We start from the raw sequence: 15,769 nt of genomic DNA, 5'->3' as shown, positions 1-15,769 counted from the left end.
CCCACCCGGACCGTCGAAACGCCTCGGATCAGCGCCCGATACGCCGCCGCCCGCGTCTCCCACCCAATCTTCTTACCCACACCACACCCCGTTCCTCAAGGTGTTGCGCTAAAAACTAGAGACTGCCCCCTCGGAGCGTGGTTATCTGCAGTTTCGGTGGAGGGAACCCCTCGTTGGAACGCCGCTCCCAACCGCTCACCCCCCGCCGCAGGCGCCACTCCCGACCGCGCCCGGCCCCGCCTCCTCCGCCGCCTTCACCTCCTCAACGGCGCCGCAAGACACTCCGCCACCAGCTTTCCGCCTTGACAGTCGTGTGCTCCGCTGTAATCTGGATCACAGCAGAAAACCGGTTTTTCAGCCGCATCAGGCGGAGGGCGCGCTCCGCGCCGCCGGAATACTACTGAGGAGAAACACATGGGATCACTTGAGGGCAAGGTAGCACTCATCACCGGCGCCGCTTCCGGAATGGGCAAGGCGATGGCGGTCGGGTTCGCCGGAGAAGGCGCACATGTCGTCATCGCCGACCTGAACCTGGACGGGGCCAAGGAGGCCGCAGACGCCATCCGCGCCACGGGAGGATCGGCCTCGGCCGTCTCCCTCAACGTCGCAGATCCCCAGCAGTCCAAGGCCGTCACCAAAGACATCGTGAACGAGCACGGCCAGATCGACATCCTGGTCAACAACGCGGGCATCGGCCTGATCAAGCCGCTCTGGGAGACCACCCCCGAAGAGTGGGACCGCATCATGAACGTCAACGTCAAGGGCCTGTTCTTCCTGACCCAGGCGGTGTGCGAACCCATGCGCAAGCAGCGCAGCGGCAAGATCATCAATATGGCCTCCATTGCCGGCCGCCGCGGCGAGGCACTCGTCGCCGCCTACTGCGCCTCCAAGGCCACCGTCATCTCCATCACCCAGTCCACCGCCATGGCCATGGCCGAGTACGGCGTCAACGTCAACGCGATGGCACCGGGCATCGTCGACACCCCCTACTGGAAGGAAGTCGACAAGCAGTTCGGCGAGATCACCGGAAAGGCCGAAGGCGAGACCTTCAAGAGCGCCGCCGACAACATCCCGCTGGGCCGCACCTCCGTCCCCGAGGACGTCGTGCCGCTGGCGATCTTCCTCGCCGGCCCGGGCTCGGACTACATCACGGCCCAGACCTACAACGTCGAGGGCGGAATGGTCATGAGCTGAGCCTTCCGGCTCATCCCCCTCCCCAACCTGTTCCCGAAAGGACAGCCGTGAGCTTTTCCCTCCTGAGCGAGAACTCCCTGCTTGGATCAACACCCGCCATGCTCGTCGGCGGACGGTGGGTCTCCACCGACGAAACCCGGCCCGTCGACAACCCTGCCACCGGCGAGGTGCTCACCGAAGTGCCCGAGGCCGGCCCGGAACACCTTGAGGAGACGCTCGCCGTCGCCTATAAGGCCCAGAAGGACTGGGGCCGGCGCACCTACGCGGAGCGCGCCGACGTCCTGGCCGCCGTGATCGACGCCGTCGAGGAGCACGCCGAGGAACTGGCGCAGATCGTCGTCGCCGAGCAGGGCAAGACGATCACCGAGGCGCGCGGGGAAATCGGCGGGGTCAAGGCCTTCTTCGACTTCGCGCTCACCCAGAAGTACCGCAACGTCGGCGAGGTGGTCGCCTCCTCGGCGGCCAACCGCCAGCTAATCGTGCGCGAGGAACCCATCGGCATCGTCGCGGCGATCATCCCGTGGAACTTCCCGGCGGCGATCTATGCGCGGAAGGTCGCCCCCGCCCTGATGGCCGGCAACGCCATCGTGCTCAAACCCAGCGAGCTGACTCCACTGTCGGCCCTCGCCCTGGCGAAGGTCTGCGAGAAGGCGGGCGTCCCGGCCGGTCTGGTGAGCGTCCTCACCGGCGGGGGCCGGAGCATCGGCAAGGCCCTCGTCGAACACCCGCTGGTAGGCATGGTCACCGTGACCGGGTCGACCCGCGCGGGCCGGGAAATCCTGGCCCAGGCGGCGCACAAGGTGATCCCGGTGTCCCTCGAACTCGGCGGCAAGGCCCCCGTCATCGTCTTCGACGACGCCGACCTCGACCTGGCCGTGCAGGAGGCCTTCGAGTCGCGGTTCTGGAACTGCGGGCAGGTCTGCACCTGCAACGAGCGAACCTATGTCCAGCGGGGGGTGCACGACGAGTTCGTGCGGCGCCTCCTGGAGAAGGTGAACGGGCTCGTGGTCGGCGACCCGCTGGACGAGGGCAGCCAGATCGGCCCCAAGGTCTCCCAGGCCGAATGGGACAAGGTCAAGGCCTTCGTCGACGGCGCGGTCGGCGCCGGTGCGCGGCTTGAGGCCGGCGGCGGCCGGCCCGAGCACCTCGCGGAGGACAAGGGATTCTGGTTCGCCCCCACCGTCCTGACCGGCGTCAGCAACGACATGGACATCGTGCAGCAGGAAGTATTCGGCCCGGTGCTCCCGATCATCCCCTTCGACACCTACGACGAGGTGGTGGAGTACGCCAACTCGACCGATTACGGCCTGACCGCGTACGCCTACACCGAGGACTTCCGGACGGCCCTCTCGCTCACCGAGGACCTCGAGTTCGGCGAGGTGTACATCAACCAGACCGGCCCCGAGCAGGTGCAGGGCTTCCACACCGGTTGGAAAATGTCCGGTCTGGGCGGCGACGACGGCCAGCACGGCTTCGAGCGCTACACCCGCAAGAAAACTGTCTACCTGGACTACCGGCGCGGCAACTAGCCGCCTCCGCCTTTCGAGGCCCCGCCACAGCAGTCGGGGCCGCAGCCGAGCACGAAACTCAACAAGGAAGTTGGAATCATGAATCTGCACGCCACCCCGATCCTCAAGTCCCTGGCCTGCGCCGCCGTGCTGGGCTTCGCCCTGACCGGCTGCACCAACACGGGGACCACCACCGGGGGCTCCGGAGGCGGCTCCGAGACCCCTGAGGGAACTCAGCAGTCCGTCGCCTCCTCCGAGGGCCCCACCTGCTCCATTGAGGACTACGGAGCCGAGAAGATCGACCTGAAGGACGCCGTCGTCGGGTTCTCCCAGTCGGAGAAGGAGGACAACCCCTTCCGCATCGCCGAGACGCAGTCGATCAAGGATGAAGCCGAGAAGCTGGGGGTGAAGAAGCTGATCACCACCAACGCGCAGTCGACCCTGTCCAAGCAGATCTCCGACATCCAGGACATGATCTCCCAAGGAGCCCAGGCGCTCATCGTCGCCCCCCTGAACTCCGACGGCCTGGAGCCTGCCCTGCAGGCGGCCCGCGACAAGAACATCCCGGTCATCACCATCGACCGCAAGGTCAACGCGACCGCCTGCGAGGACTACGTCACCTTTCTGGGCTCGAACTTCGTGGAGCAGGGCAAACGAGCCGCCGACCAGCTGATCGAGGGAACCGGGGGGGAGGCGAAGGTCGCGATCCTGCTGGGCTCCTCCGGCAACGCCGTGACCACCGACCGGACCAAGGGGTTCAAGGACCAGGTCGCCGCCGAGGCGCCGGGTATCGAGATCGTGGCCGAGCAGACCGGCGACTTCGCCCGCGACAAGGGCCAGTCGGTCACCGAACAGCTGCTGCAGGCCAACCCGGACATCACCGCGATCTACGCGGAGAACGACGAGATGGGCCTCGGTGCCCAGGCGGCGATCGTCGCGGCGGGCAAGACGCCGGGCGAGGACATCCAGATCTACTCCATCGACGGCACCCGGAACGCGGTCGAACAGATCACCGCCGGCTCCTACAACGGCGTCATCGAATCCAACCCCCGCTTCGGTCCGCTGGCCTTCCAGACCCTGGTCGACTTCATGGACGGCAAGCCGGTGGGGCAGAACATCATCATCGCCGATTCGGAATACGACCCCTCGAACGCTGCCGAACGGGTGAACTCCGCGTACTGATTCCCCGGGGGCGGGGCCGCTCCGGTCCCGCCCCATCGTTCCAGAAAGGCAGCAAACGTGACAGAGCAGCTCAGCACCGCCGCACCGGCGCCCGTGCTCGAAGCCCGCGGGGTGGGCAAGACCTTCACCGGAGTCGCGGCCCTGCAGGGCGTCGACTTCACCCTCCGCGCCGGTGAAAGCCTCGCCCTGATGGGAGAGAACGGCGCCGGGAAGTCGACGCTGATCAAGGTGCTCACCGGGGTGTACCAGCCGGACGAAGGCCAGTTGTTCCTCCATGGCGAGCCGGCCAGCTTCGCCAAGCCGGTCGACGCCCAGCACGCCGGGATCAGCACCATCTACCAGGAGGTCAACCTCGTCCCCCTGATGACGGTGGCCCAGAACATCTTCCTGGGCCGCGAGCCCCGGAACCGGTTCGGCCTGATCGACTTCCGGAAGATGCAGGAGGACGCCCGCGCCCTCCTGGCGACGTACGACATCCACGTCGACGTGCGCCGTCCGCTGCGCAGCCTGGCCCTGGGCATGCAGCAGATGGTCGCGCTCGCCCGGGCTGTCTCCATCGACGCCCGCGTCGTCATCATGGATGAGCCGACGTCGTCGCTCGAGGCCCGCGAGGTGGAGACCCTCTTCCGGGTGATCGGGATGCTCCGCTCGCAGGGCATCGCGATCGTCTACGTCAGCCACCGGATGGATGAGATCTTCACCATCTGCGAAACGGTCACGGTCCTGCGGGACGGCAAGGTGGTCCACAACGGCCGCCTGGCCGACCTGTCACGGGTCGAACTGGTGGCGCTGATGCTCGGGCGGTCGGTGGAGAAGGTCAAGCGCGGCGGCGTGACCGCCTTCGGCGAGGTCAAGGAGGGCGAGGGCGAACCGGTCCTCACCGCCCGGGACATGAGCCGCAAGCACCAGATCAGCGGCATCGGCCTGGACATCCGGCCCGGGGAAGTGGTGGGCCTGGGCGGCCTGCTCGGCTCCGGGCGCTCCGAGACGCTCAAGGCGATGGCCGGCGTCATGCAGCTGGACGAGGGAAGCCTCACCGTCGACGGGAAACGCGTCCGCAGCGGATCGGTCGCGGCCGCCATCAAGGCGGGGGTCGTCATGCTCCCCGAGGACCGGAAGGCCGAAGGCATCATTCCGAACCTCTCCATCCGCGACAACATCGTCCTGGCCGCCCTGCCGCGCCTCTCCCGCGCCGGGTTCACCTCGCGCGCCAAGCAGGACGCCATCGTGGACGTGTTCATGAAGCGCCTGCGGATCAAGGCCGCGAGCCCCAACCAGGTGGTTTCCGAGCTGTCCGGCGGCAACCAGCAGAAGGTCATGATCGCCCGCTGGCTGGCTATGAACCCGAAGGTCCTGCTGCTCGACGAGCCCACCCGCGGGATCGACGTCGGCGCCAAGGCCGAGGTCCAGGCGCTCATCAACGAGCTGGCCGACGAAGGCCTGGCGATCGTCCTGGTCTCCTCCGAACTCGAGGAGGTCGTCGAGGGATCCGCGCGCGTCGTCGTCCTGCGCGACGGCGCGGTCGAGCGGGAGCTGCGCGGCAGCGAGGTCACCGAGCATCACCTCCTGGCCGCGCTGGTGGGCGAGAACCACTCACCGGCCGAAGAGTCACCAGCTGAGATTAAGGAACGCCTGTGAGTACCGTAACTTCCGCTGTCCGCCTGCCGCAGAAGGGATCGGCGCTGGTCTTCCTCCAGCGGTACGGCGTGTACCTGGCCATTGCGCTGCTCCTGCTGTTCAACCTGTTCTTCACTCCGAACTTCATGACGATCGATAACTTCCGCGTCCAGTTCATCCAGGTCGTGCCGGTGCTCATCGTGGCCCTCGGCATGGCCCTGGTGATCGGCACGGAGGGCATCGACCTCAGCGTCGGTGCGGTCATGGCGCTCTCCGCGGCGGTGATCCCCCTCTATATCGGGTACGGCGCGCTGCCGGCGGCAATCTTTGCGGTCCTCGCCGGCTGCCTGATCGGCCTGGCCAACGGCACAATGATCGCGCTCATCGGGGTGCAGCCGATCGTGGCGACACTCTCCCTCATGGTCGCCGGGCGCGGCATCGCCCTGCTGGTGGCCGACGAGCAGCTCAAGTCCGTCGTCGACCCGGGCTTCCTGGCCCTGGGCCGTGGAACCATCGCCGGGGTGCCCTACAGCGTCCTGCTCGCCCTGATCCTGGTGGGACTCGTGGCGGTGCTGGTGAACCGGACGACCTTCGGCAAGCAGCTGGTCTCCATCGGCGGAAGCCGGCGGGCCGCCGAGCTCGCCGGGCTGCCGGTGAAGCGCGTGCTGATCACCATCTACATCCTCGCGGCCGCACTCGCCTCCATCGCCGGCATCATTCAGACCGCAAGGCTCAGCGCCTCGGTGCCCTCGACGGTCGGAAACCTCATCGAACTTTCGGCGATCACCGCCGTCGTGATCGGCGGCACCCCGCTCAGCGGCGGCCAGGTGAAGGTTTTGGGGACCGTCGCCGGCGCCCTGCTCCTTCAGCTCATCGCGGCGTCGCTGATCAAGCACAATGTGCCCGATGCGTACTCCCAGATCACACAGGCCGTCATCATCCTCCTCGCGGTCTACCTTCAGCGTGGAAAGGCGGTGCTCAAGTGAGCCTGGCCCTTGAACCCAGTGTCGGACCGGCAACGACCAAGCAGGTCACGCGGGAGCGCATCGCCGGGAACGTGCAGCGCTACGGGGCGGCGATCGTCCTGGGGCTGCTGCTGGTGGTCGGCAGCCTTGCCTTCCCCACCTTCCCCACCCTGAGCAACTTCACGAATATCGCCACCCAGTCCTCGTTCCTGCTCATCGTCGCCGTCGGGATGACCTTCGTGATCCTGACCGGCGGGATCGACCTCTCCGTCGGCTCCGTCTACGCGCTCGGCGGGATCCTTGCCGCCTACGGCTCCACCTGGGGGATCGCCGGCGCCGTGCTCCTGCCGCTGCTGGTCTGCGGGACCGTCGGCATTCTCCAGGGCCTGCTGATCGCCTATGGCGGGATGGCGCCCTTCATCGTCACGCTGGCGGGCCTGCTCGGCATCCGCGGCCTGGTCTTCGCCCTGACCAACGAGGGCGCCAACACCCCGCTGATCAAGGATGCAGCGGTGACCGCCCTGGGCCAGGGCGGCATGCTCGGCCTGCGCTGGCCGGTGGTGATCGCCGTGGTCGTCGTGGTCATCGGGTCGGTGCTGCTCGCCCGCGGCAGGGGCTCCCAGACGGTCCTGGCCGTCGGCGGCTCCGAGAGCGCGGCGGTGCTGATGGGCCTGCCGGTGGCCCGCGTGAAGTTCAGCGTCTACGTGGTGAGCGGCCTGTGCGCCGGCCTCGCCGGCGCGTTGAATGCGGCCTACTCCTCCTCGGGGGTGCCGACCGTCGGCGTCGGGCTCGAACTGAGCGCGATCGCCGCCGTCGTCATCGGCGGAACGCTGCTCACCGGCGGCCGCGGCAACCTGATCGGGACGACGGCGGGCGTGCTGCTGCTGACGGTGATCCAGAACCTGATCAACCAGGTCGGCTCCCTCACCTCCTCGGTGCAGGCGGTGGTGTCCGGGATCTTCCTGGCCGTCGTGGTCATCATCCAGACAGTGCTCTCCCGCACCCAGCGTTTGTAGCCGGGCCCGCGGTTGCCGGGGCGTCCTACCAGCGGTCAGCGCAGGTAGGACGCCCCGTTTGCGTCGACCACGGTTCCGCTGACCCACTCTGGGGCGCCGGTCGCCAGCCACAGCACGACGGCGGCGACCTCCTCCGGCTCGGCGACCCGCCCGAACGGGCTCTGGGCGCGGACGGCGTCGCCCTGGGCGCCCTGCAGCACCGGCCGGCCCATCCTGGTGTCGACGAACCCGGGGGCGACGGCGGCCGCGACGATGCCGTGCGGTGCCAGGGCCACCGCGAGTGACTGGGTCATTGAGTGGAGCGCGGCCTTGCTCGCGCCGTACGCGGGGGTGGCCGGTTCGCCCCGGTAGGCGCCGCGGGAGCCCACACTGATCAGCCGCCCGCCCGCGGGCCCGCGGGAACGGTGGATCAGGTGGTCTGCCATCAGCCAGGACAAGTTGGCCGGGCCCATCAGGTTGACCTCGAGGGTCTGCCGCCACGCCTGCTGCCAGTCGGCATAGGAGGTGCCGTCCACGGGGTGGGAGGAGAAGATGCCCGCATTGTTAACCAGCACGTCGATGCCGCCGAGCTCCCGCACCGCCGCGGTGAAGACCCGCCGGCAGGCCTCCGGTGAGGCGACGTCGCCGACGACGACGGCGTGGCCGTCACCGGGCAGCCCGGCCCGCACCCGCTCGGCGGCGTCGGCGTCATGCCCTGCGTGCACGGCCACCCGGTGGCCGGCGTCCGCGAGCGCATAAGCAATGGCGGCGCCGATGCCGCGGCCGGCACCCGTCACGAGGCTTGAGGTCGTTGGGCTCGATGTCGTCATTCCGGCGACGATACCCAACCCGGGCCCGGAGTGCCATCGGATTCCCCGGAGGTGGCCTCCCGGGCGAGCTCCACGGCGGCGGCGGCCATCTCGTCGGAAAGCTTCAAGACATCCCACACCCCCGTGAGCCGCAGATCCCCGCTGAAGGCCGTCACGGTGGTTCCGCCGCCGTCGTGCGCGGCGAAGAAGTGAAGGAAGACCGGATGCTTTCGATGGATTGACGCTTCGTGGTGCCGCAGCCCCGTGGTGTCCCAGTCCCTGCCCAGCTCCACCCAGACGGAGGAGTCAACCTCCCGGGCGGTGGCACCCGGCCGGGTGAACACCGCCTGCAGGGTGGAGAGCGTTTCGGAAACTCCTTGGGGCGAGGTCCAGGAGTCCCGGGTGGAAAACCGCGCGGCGGCCGTACGCAGCATGACGTCCGAGGGCAGCCGGACGGGCCGCCGGAAGACCGCGCCCTGGGTGAAGAGCACCGCGAGCGAAAAGCCGGCCAGGTAGAAGTAGGGCGTGGACAGCGGGACGAACCGAACGTGGGTCTCAGCCAGGTCCTCCAGCGCGGAAGCTGCCACCCACCCGGCCACGGCCACCAGCACCGCGGCGGTCTTCCGCCGCGGCGTGGTGAAGTAGAGCATCAGCCGCTGCACCCAGCTCAGCTCATCGTCGGGCGGCCCGCCGCCGACGCCCCCATTCGGCCGGTCCGAAGTCATGCGCCAGTGTCGCACGGGCCGGGCATCTCCGGCAGGGTGAACCTGCGCGGAGTCCCGGCCCGCTGCCAGCACCTCCTAGGAGGACGCCTTGGCTTCCTTGTACTGGTGGGGCAGTTTCATCGACTTCCCGGCGAGGACCCCGCGCAGCCGGTCCGGGTAGTCGGTGATCAGCCCGTCGATGCCGAGGTCAATCAGGCTGGACATGGTGGCCTCGTCGTTCACCGTCCAGGGAATGACCTGCATTCCCGCGACGTGCGCCCGCTGAACCATGTCGGCGGTGACGTAGGGAACGTAGTTTCCGTCGGTGACCGTGCCGTTCTGCGGCAAGCCATGCACCGGGGAAACGGCGTCGAAGCCCAGGAAGGAGGCCGCCTGGACGAGGTCGCCGCCGAAGTCGTCGGCGTCGATGCCGCCGAGCCAGGGCGAGGCACCGGGCTGTCCGACCTGCAGGAAGTCCTTATTGGTGAGGGCGACGGTGCGGATTTCCGGCGCCTGCTGCTGCACGAGGCGCAGGGCGCCCCAGTCGAAACTCTGGATGGAGGCCCTGCGCTCCATGCCGGCCGCGCGGATCTCCCGCAGCGCCACCTCGACGAACTGCTCCCGCGGGGCGGTCTGTTCCGGGGCGCCTGCCTCCACCTTGGTTTCGATGTTGAACTCGACCTGGCTGGCCCGGTGTGCCTTCACCAGGGCGAACAGTTCGGCCAGAGTCGGCATCTTTGCACCCGGCGCGATGACCTGGCCGGGGTAGGCGGGCAGCGCCCGCGATCCGCAGTCGAGGGTACGGACCTGGTCGAAGGTGAGGTCCTTGACGTACTTGCCGGCGTAGGGGAACTGCGGGTCGCCGGGGACCACGGGCGCGGTGTCGGCACACTTGCGGCCGTCGATCCGGCGGTCATGGGTGATCACCTCCCGGCCGTCGCGGGTGATCTGCAGGTCAAGCTCGAGCGTCGAGACCCCGGTGCGCAGCGCGGCGGCAAACGCCGGGAGGGTGCTCTCCACAGTGAGGCCGATGCCGCCGCGGTGCGCCTGAAGGTCGAAGTGGGTACCGGCGGCCGGCGCGGCGGGGCCGTTGGGGGCAGGCACGGGACCGGCCTGTGCGGCGGCGGGGGCGGCGGCGCCGAATGCCAGGGCGAGGCAGAGCGCTGCCGTGGCGGGAAGGTGTCGTGGTTTCACTTGAGCTCCTGGTCGGGGGTGGTTTGCGGTTCCACCGTCGCGGGAATCAGCGAACGGACCGGGTCGGCAAGGTGGCCGGGGCCCCGACTCCCCCTGAACATCGGCCTAACCGGCCAGAATCCCCGCAGCTTTCACGAACGTCTGGACCGGCGTCGTGACGTGGGGTGAAAGGCGGATACGCCGGCCGTCGTGCGCTGTCGCGCTGATGCCGGCGTCCGTGAGTGCCCGCAGGGCCGCTCCCGCGTCGGGAACCCCAACCGACACGATCCGCGCACGCTCAGCGCGCCGCCGGGGCGAGAGCACCGGAAGACCGGCGGCATCGAGTTCGGCGAGCAGGCGGTCCACCCCCGCCGCGATCCCCGCCTCGATTCCGGGCAGGGTGGCGGCCTCGACCAGTTCGAGCGCGGCGGCGAAGGACCCCACGGCGAAAGGCGAAAGCTGGTCGATGCCGAAGCCGAGGGCACCCGCGCGCGATGGTGCTCGACGCCGTCATAGACGGTCGCGTCGTCGACCCCCGCCCAGCCGCTCAACGCCGGACGGATCAGTGCAATCCCGGCCTCCGAGAAGGCCAGGGCGCCTGCACCCCACCCGCCGCGAATCTATTTTTGCACTCCGACACGGAGTCCCGGGAAGTGCCCACGCGCGCCCGCCCGGGTGGCGCGCCGTGAGCCGTCCCGACACAATGGCGGTACATCGTGCCCAAGGCGAAGGGGAGCCGTGTCAGCTGAAGCGATAAGGGCCGCGGGCCCCGGTGACCTGGAGCGGTTTCTCCCGCGGTCCGTCGACGGCGGGCGCGTCCTGCTGGGCATCACCGGAGCTCCAGGCGCCGGAAAGTCGACGCTCGCCCGGGCCCTGGTGGACGCTGAACCCGGCCGGCGCGGCTATGTGCCGATGGATGGATTCCATTTTGCCGATCAGGAACTGGTGCGCCAGGGGCTGCGTGACCTGAAGGGCGCCCCGGAAACTTTCGACGCCTATGGGTACGCCGCCCTGCTGGCACGGCTGCGCTGCCGGCCGGCCCACACCGTCTACGCGCCGGCCTTCGAGCGGGACCTCGAACAGCCCCTCGCCAACGCCCTGCCGGTGCCGCCCGGGCTTCCGCTGCTTATCACCGAGGGCAATTACCTGCTTCTCGACGCCCCGGGGTGGCGGGAGGTTCACGGGCAGCTGAGCGAGGTGTGGTTCGTCGACGTCGATCCGCCCCTTCGGGTGCAGCGCCTGATCGACCGGCATGTCCGGTTCGGCAAGTCCGAGGATGCCGCCCGCGCCTGGGTCGAGCAGGTGGATGAGCGGAACGCCCGCCTTATTGACGCGACGAGGGCCGCCGCCGACCGGGTGATTGACCTGACTGCCTTCTCCGTCCCAGGATCAGACCCAGTGAGCTCCGGCGGCTGACGACGATCGATCAAGCTACTGGTCGGTAGCGTCCTTCGCCGCGGCACTGGCCTTGCGCTGCCGGTAGGAGCGCATCGCCATCTTCGTGCCGCACGGATTCGCCCTGCAGTAGGCTCCGGCCCCATTACGGGTGCGGTCGTAGAACGCAGTCTTGCACTGCGGGTTACCGCAGGCCTTGACCCTGTGCCACCGCTCTTCAATCGTGGTGACGGTCAGGGCTGCCACGACCTGGCCCAGGATGGCCGCGAACCCGGACTGCAGGGGGACGAGCTTCTGCCGGAGGGAGAACGGCATGGCCGTCAGGGGGTGTGCCGCGCCGATCTTGGCGATGGCGTCCTGCGCCCGGGCCACCTCCTCCTCCGAGACGGCATGGCCGGCGTTGTGCAGCATGCTCACGACCAGGGCGTCACGGAGTTCCTTCGCGGCGGCAAGGTCCGCAGGAGTGAGGGCCAGACCCTCCGGTGCCCCCATGTGCTGGGAGAGCCAGTGGGCGAGCTGATCGGGGCTCTCCCATTCCTCGCCTTTTTCCCCGGTCGCCTTGGTGTTGGCGAACGCCATCAGGGCCTCCACTCCTGGAGTGGCGGTCAGAACCGACGGGCTGGATGATGTGCTCACGCGTACAGTATACACCCCTTCTGTTACGTCAAATTACTTTGAACATAACATGCACACCCCAAGGGCTTGTATGTAATGTTCTAACCTTTTATGATCATAACATGATCATTTCACAGACGCCCATCGAGGCGAAGACATGGTTTATCACTGGCGCATCGAGCGGCATTGGCCGTGAGCTTGTTCTCGCGGCTCTGGGCCGGGGCGACAGTGTCGCTGCACTGTCGCGGAAGACCGCGCCGCTGGATGACCTGGCGCGCGAGTACCCGGACCGCCTGCTGCTGCTGAGCGCCGACGTGGCGGACGAAGCGGCGGTCACCGCCGCCGCATCGCGCACCGTTGAGAATTTCGGGACGATCGACATCGTGGCGAACAACGCCGGTTACGGTCTGTTCGGCGGCATCGAGGAAGCAAGCGATACGCAGGCGCGTGCCATCTTCGACACCAACGTGTTCGGCGTGCTCAACGTCCTGCGCGCGACCCTTCCCGTACTGCGGGCCCAGGGAAGCGGCCTGATCCTCCAGGGTTCATCACTCTACGGTCAGTTCGCGCACCCGGGCGTCGGGATGCTCGCCGCGACCAAGTTCGCGGTCGAGGGCCTCTCCGAGGCCCTGGCGCAGGAGGTTGCCCCTCTGGGAATCAAGGTCAGCATCGTCCAGCCCGGCGCCACCGAGACGCCGTTCCTGGCGAACCTTGCGTTTGCCGAGCCCATCAAGGCCTACGACGGAACAGTGCGGGCCGTGCAGAAAGCCATCGGTGAGATCCCGGCCGGATCCGGCATTGAACCGGCAGCCGCCGTGGCTGCCCTGATGGCCGTCGTCGACTCGGACACCCCGCCGCTCCGCATCGCCCTGGGCGAAGCGGGTGCCGACCAGATGCGTGCGGCACTGAACGGCCGCCTCACCGAGCTGGATGCCTGGTCCACCGTGACTGCCTCGGCCGACACGAAGTAACACCCTCCCAATCCCCACTCCACCCGACCGGTCGGTGCCCCCTGGAGGTGCCGGCCGGTCTCGGCGTTAACGGCACGGAGCCGGCACCTCGCGGCGAACCGAATGCCATCACGGTGGAGACGATCGTGGCGGGCTCAGGATTACCCGGTACCTCAGGCTTCCCGGGGCGGAATCTCCTGGAGGACCCACCGGTTGCCGTCCGGATCGGCGAAATAGGCGAACAGGAAACCCCCAAGGTCCTGCGGCTCGCCGATCGGGGCTCCGCGGCCGACCAGTTCGGAGCGCGCCGCTGCCATGTCCGGCACCACAAGCTGGAGTCCCTCGAGGCTTCCGGGAACCATGCCGGTCATCCCAGTGCCAATCACGATGGAGCAGGACGATCCCGGCGGAGTGAGCTGGACGACCCGCATCCCGGCGATGTGCTCGGCGTCGTGGTCGAGAACGAAGCCGAGGGCGTCGACATAGAAGGCCTTGGCCCTGTCCACATCGGAGACAGGCACCTGGACAACCTCAAGGCGGAGTTCCATGGGCGCCACCCTACGGGACAAGGGCGCCGCGGGGTGGATTCCGGGGATGAATTTCTGGTCCGTTTACTCCGGCCGGCCGCCCAGCCGGTCCTCGAGCCGGGAGAGGAAAGCGGAGACGGGTCCCAGGTTGCAGAACCCGCTTCCGGCGCCTGCGTATTCGGCGGCGGCGGGAAGCAGTTCCGCGTACGCCCTGCCCATGGTGTCTTTCTCACCGAGTTGAAGAGCCGCCTCGGCGATCAGGCACCAGAGCGCCTCGCGGTGATGGGTCGGCTCCGGCTCCGGAACCCCGCGGAGGACGGCGAGCGCCGCCTGCCGCTCTCCCCTGGCCAGCAGGACCAGGGGTTCGACCCAGGGCCGGTACGGGCCCCAGGCGATCCCCTCCTCCGTGGGTGCGGGCCGCCCGTGCCGAATCCGCAGGCACAGCAGGGACAGCGCCAGGGCACCTCGCTCAACTCCGGGCATTCCGGCGCCGTGCAGGCGGCCCGCCGCGGCGCGGTAGGCTGCGGCCACCTCGGTGGGAGCCCCGCCGGTCAGGTCCATCCGCAGGGCGCGGTACCAGCTGGTGAAGACGCCGACCAGCGGTGATTCGTACTCCTCCGCCAGCCGGTCGGCCTCGGCGGCGTGGTGATCGGCGGAGGCCACGTCCCCCGGTGCGGCGCTTGCCTGCATTCGGATGAGGTGGCCCAGCAGCTCGTAGGTGGGCAGGTCGTGCTGTCCGGCGAGCTCGAGGATTTCGGAGCCGAGGCGCGCCCGCTCCGGGGCCAGCCCCGATCGGGAAAACGACTGAAGAAACGTCCCGTTCAGCGCGAAGGCCAGCAGCGCCGGGGCGTTCAGGCCGCGGGCCAGCTCCTCCGCTTCCTGGGCGGCCTCCCGTCCCCGGGTGCCGGGCAGTCCCCGGGATTCGACCGCAATCGTCGTCAGCAGCCGCGCCCGGAGCGTCCCGTGCGGTCCGGCGGGCAGCGCGGCGAGGGTTTTCTCCGTGAGTGCGAGGATGTGTGCCGCCTGGACGGGATCGTCGGACCTCGTCCACAGGGCCGGAACGTCGTAGGCGCCGATCACCCGCGCCGTCAGGTCCACATCCGCCAGCCCGTCGGCTGCAACCACCGCCGCCAGTCGCTGTCTGCGCGAGGTCTCAAGCCCGCCACCCCCGGTGATGGCAAGATGGCGCAGCAGCTCCACCGTCGAGCGGAGCCGCCCCTTGGAGCCAACGCCGGAATTCCGGCCGTAGCCGGACAGCGTCCGGGTCCACACCAGTTCCGGGGCATCCGAGGGAGCCGGGTCCAGGTCGAGCCCGGGCGACTGGTGCAGGATGTCGTGCTCGAGCGCGCGGAGCACCGAATTCGGGGACAACCCCAGCTTCTCATTCAGCAGGGCCCGCGCCCGCCGCAGCACTTCAAGGGCTTCGTGCTGGCGGCCCGACCGGTAGAGGGCCAGGGCAAGGAGGCGCCATCCCTCCTCCCGCCAGGGGTGTTCCTCCACGAAGACCTCGAGGTCGGGCACAGCGTGCACTGCCTGCCCGGCCCGGAGCTGCTCCGCCGCGCGGGCCTCCACCGCCCCGAGGCGAAGTCCCCCGAGCCGCCTGCGCTCGGCGAAGGACCACGGCTCGTCGGCGAAATCGGCGTAGGCCGGCCCCCGCCATCGGGACAGGGCTTCCTCGAGGGCGGGCAGCGGAAGGCCGGCGCCGCCGGCCGCCGGCCTCAGGGCCTCTTCAAACAGGAGGAAGTCCACCTCACAGGAATCCAGCTGCAGCGCGTACCCGGAGCCGGCCGACACGACCACCCGCGCCTTGCCCCGGGCCGGGCGCTCGGGCTCGAGAGCCCGGCGCAGCACGCCGATGTAGGTGTGCACTACTCCGGCGACGTTCGCCGGAGGGTCCTCCCAGAGGTCCTCGACGAGCGTCGCCAGCGCGACGGGGCGCCCCCGCGCCGCAGCGAGCCGCGCCAGCAGCGCGCGCTGCCGCGGGCCGCCCAACGGGATCGGGGCTCCGTTCGCATCCCAGGCCGCCGTCGTCCCCAGAACGCCGATTGTCACACCCATGCCCGGACCACCTTCCACACCGCCTTCCTCAAGTGTGACTGACGCATGCACCGGCGGCGGACGCCATTGAGAAGCCG

15 protein-coding genes are annotated in these 15,769 nt (G+C 68.9%); 8 read left to right on the top strand and 7 right to left on the bottom strand.

The genetic code is table 11. The annotated features are described in order from the left end of the window. Positions 1-414 precede the first annotated feature (414 nt). From GVV77_RS16135 to GVV77_RS16110, 6 genes are all read left to right on the top strand, one after another. Entirely contained in the window at positions 415-1,194 is a 780-nt protein-coding gene (locus GVV77_RS16135; protein ID WP_159620078.1) for a glucose 1-dehydrogenase, read from the top strand. A 47-nt stretch (positions 1,195-1,241) separates the two neighbouring features. After that, positions 1,242-2,723, top strand: a complete 1,482-nt coding sequence (locus GVV77_RS16130) for an aldehyde dehydrogenase family protein (protein WP_246199868.1) — start codon at positions 1,242-1,244, stop codon at positions 2,721-2,723. Between the two features lie 78 nt (positions 2,724-2,801). Next, positions 2,802-3,884, top strand: a complete 1,083-nt coding sequence (locus GVV77_RS16125; RefSeq protein WP_159620076.1) for an ABC transporter substrate-binding protein — start codon at positions 2,802-2,804, stop codon at positions 3,882-3,884. A 57-nt stretch (positions 3,885-3,941) separates the two neighbouring features. Then, positions 3,942-5,522, top strand: a complete 1,581-nt coding sequence (locus tag GVV77_RS16120) for a sugar ABC transporter ATP-binding protein (RefSeq protein WP_159620074.1) — start codon at positions 3,942-3,944, stop codon at positions 5,520-5,522. After that, positions 5,519-6,487, top strand: coding sequence for an ABC transporter permease (locus tag GVV77_RS16115; protein WP_201291491.1), 969 nt, complete (start codon positions 5,519-5,521; stop codon positions 6,485-6,487). Before GVV77_RS16120 ends, GVV77_RS16115 begins: the two co-directional genes overlap by 4 nt. Then, positions 6,484-7,482: an ABC transporter permease gene (locus GVV77_RS16110; protein ID WP_159620072.1), complete on the top strand. Its 999-nt coding sequence runs from the start codon at positions 6,484-6,486 to the stop codon at positions 7,480-7,482. Before GVV77_RS16115 ends, GVV77_RS16110 begins: the two co-directional genes overlap by 4 nt. 35 nt (positions 7,483-7,517) lie before the next feature. Here the strand turns inward: GVV77_RS16110 and GVV77_RS16105 are convergent, their stop codons facing one another. The 4 genes from GVV77_RS16105 to GVV77_RS16090 form a co-directional block, all read right to left on the bottom strand. Next, complete coding sequence (locus tag GVV77_RS16105; RefSeq protein ID WP_159620070.1) at positions 7,518-8,291, bottom strand: SDR family NAD(P)-dependent oxidoreductase; 774 nt, start codon at positions 8,289-8,291, stop codon at positions 7,518-7,520. Next, complete coding sequence (locus GVV77_RS16100) at positions 8,288-8,995, bottom strand: hypothetical protein (RefSeq protein ID WP_159620068.1); 708 nt, start codon at positions 8,993-8,995, stop codon at positions 8,288-8,290. Before GVV77_RS16100 ends, GVV77_RS16105 begins: the two co-directional genes overlap by 4 nt. Before the next feature lie 75 nt (positions 8,996-9,070). Continuing rightward, positions 9,071-10,168 (bottom strand): glycerophosphodiester phosphodiesterase, encoded by a 1,098-nt coding sequence (locus GVV77_RS16095; RefSeq protein WP_159620066.1) that lies wholly within the window; start codon positions 10,166-10,168, stop codon positions 9,071-9,073. A gap of 105 nt (positions 10,169-10,273) precedes the next feature. Next, the gene (locus GVV77_RS16090) at positions 10,274-10,591 is read right to left on the bottom strand and encodes a hypothetical protein (RefSeq protein ID WP_159620064.1); all 318 of its coding nucleotides are present in this window, start codon (positions 10,589-10,591) and stop codon (positions 10,274-10,276) included. Positions 10,592-10,885: 294 nt separating this feature from the next. Between GVV77_RS16090 and GVV77_RS16085 the strand changes: the two genes are divergently transcribed. Then, positions 10,886-11,563, top strand: coding sequence for a nucleoside/nucleotide kinase family protein (locus GVV77_RS16085; RefSeq protein ID WP_159620062.1), 678 nt, complete (start codon positions 10,886-10,888; stop codon positions 11,561-11,563). A 15-nt stretch (positions 11,564-11,578) separates the two neighbouring features. On the opposite strand, the gene GVV77_RS16080 is transcribed toward GVV77_RS16085, so the two are convergent. Further along, positions 11,579-12,178 carry a CGNR zinc finger domain-containing protein gene (locus GVV77_RS16080; protein WP_159620060.1) on the bottom strand — a complete coding sequence of 200 codons (600 nt, stop codon included), beginning with the start codon at positions 12,176-12,178 and terminating at the stop codon, positions 11,579-11,581. A 101-nt stretch (positions 12,179-12,279) separates the two neighbouring features. Here GVV77_RS16080 and GVV77_RS16075 point away from each other — a divergent pair, with 101 nt between their 5' ends. Then, a complete protein-coding gene (locus tag GVV77_RS16075; RefSeq protein ID WP_159620058.1) occupies positions 12,280-13,128 on the top strand; it encodes an SDR family NAD(P)-dependent oxidoreductase in 849 nt (282 codons plus the stop codon). 152 nt (positions 13,129-13,280) lie between these two features. Here GVV77_RS16075 and GVV77_RS16070 read toward each other — a convergent pair whose 3' ends face one another. Next, on the bottom strand, positions 13,281-13,655 hold the full coding sequence (locus tag GVV77_RS16070) for a VOC family protein (RefSeq protein ID WP_159620056.1): 375 nt from the start codon (positions 13,653-13,655) through the stop codon (positions 13,281-13,283). A gap of 63 nt (positions 13,656-13,718) precedes the next feature. Beyond that, positions 13,719-15,692 carry an AfsR/SARP family transcriptional regulator gene (locus GVV77_RS16065; protein ID WP_159620054.1) on the bottom strand — a complete coding sequence of 658 codons (1,974 nt, stop codon included), beginning with the start codon at positions 15,690-15,692 and terminating at the stop codon, positions 13,719-13,721. Positions 15,693-15,769: the final 77 nt, after the last annotated feature.

Origin of the sequence: Arthrobacter zhaoguopingii (assembly GCF_009828605.1) — a bacterium.
Taxonomy (GTDB): Bacteria; Actinomycetota; Actinomycetes; order Actinomycetales; family Micrococcaceae; genus Arthrobacter_D; species Arthrobacter_D zhaoguopingii.
This window is presented reverse-complemented; position numbering and strand designations above follow the sequence as displayed.

Coding starts and splice junctions, on each gene's coding strand:
- GVV77_RS16135 (WP_159620078.1), top strand. CDS start 415: ATGGGATCACTTGAGGGCAAGGTAGCACTCATCACCGGCGCCGCTTCC.
- GVV77_RS16125 (WP_159620076.1), top strand. CDS start 2,802: ATGAATCTGCACGCCACCCCGATCCTCAAGTCCCTGGCCTGCGCCGCC.
- GVV77_RS16105 (WP_159620070.1), bottom strand. CDS start 8,291: ATGACGACATCGAGCCCAACGACCTCAAGCCTCGTGACGGGTGCCGGC.
- GVV77_RS16100 (WP_159620068.1), bottom strand. CDS start 8,995: ATGACTTCGGACCGGCCGAATGGGGGCGTCGGCGGCGGGCCGCCCGAC.
- GVV77_RS16075 (WP_159620058.1), top strand. CDS start 12,280: ATGATCATTTCACAGACGCCCATCGAGGCGAAGACATGGTTTATCACT.
- GVV77_RS16070 (WP_159620056.1), bottom strand. CDS start 13,655: ATGGAACTCCGCCTTGAGGTTGTCCAGGTGCCTGTCTCCGATGTGGAC.
- GVV77_RS16065 (WP_159620054.1), bottom strand. CDS start 15,692: ATGGGTGTGACAATCGGCGTTCTGGGGACGACGGCGGCCTGGGATGCG.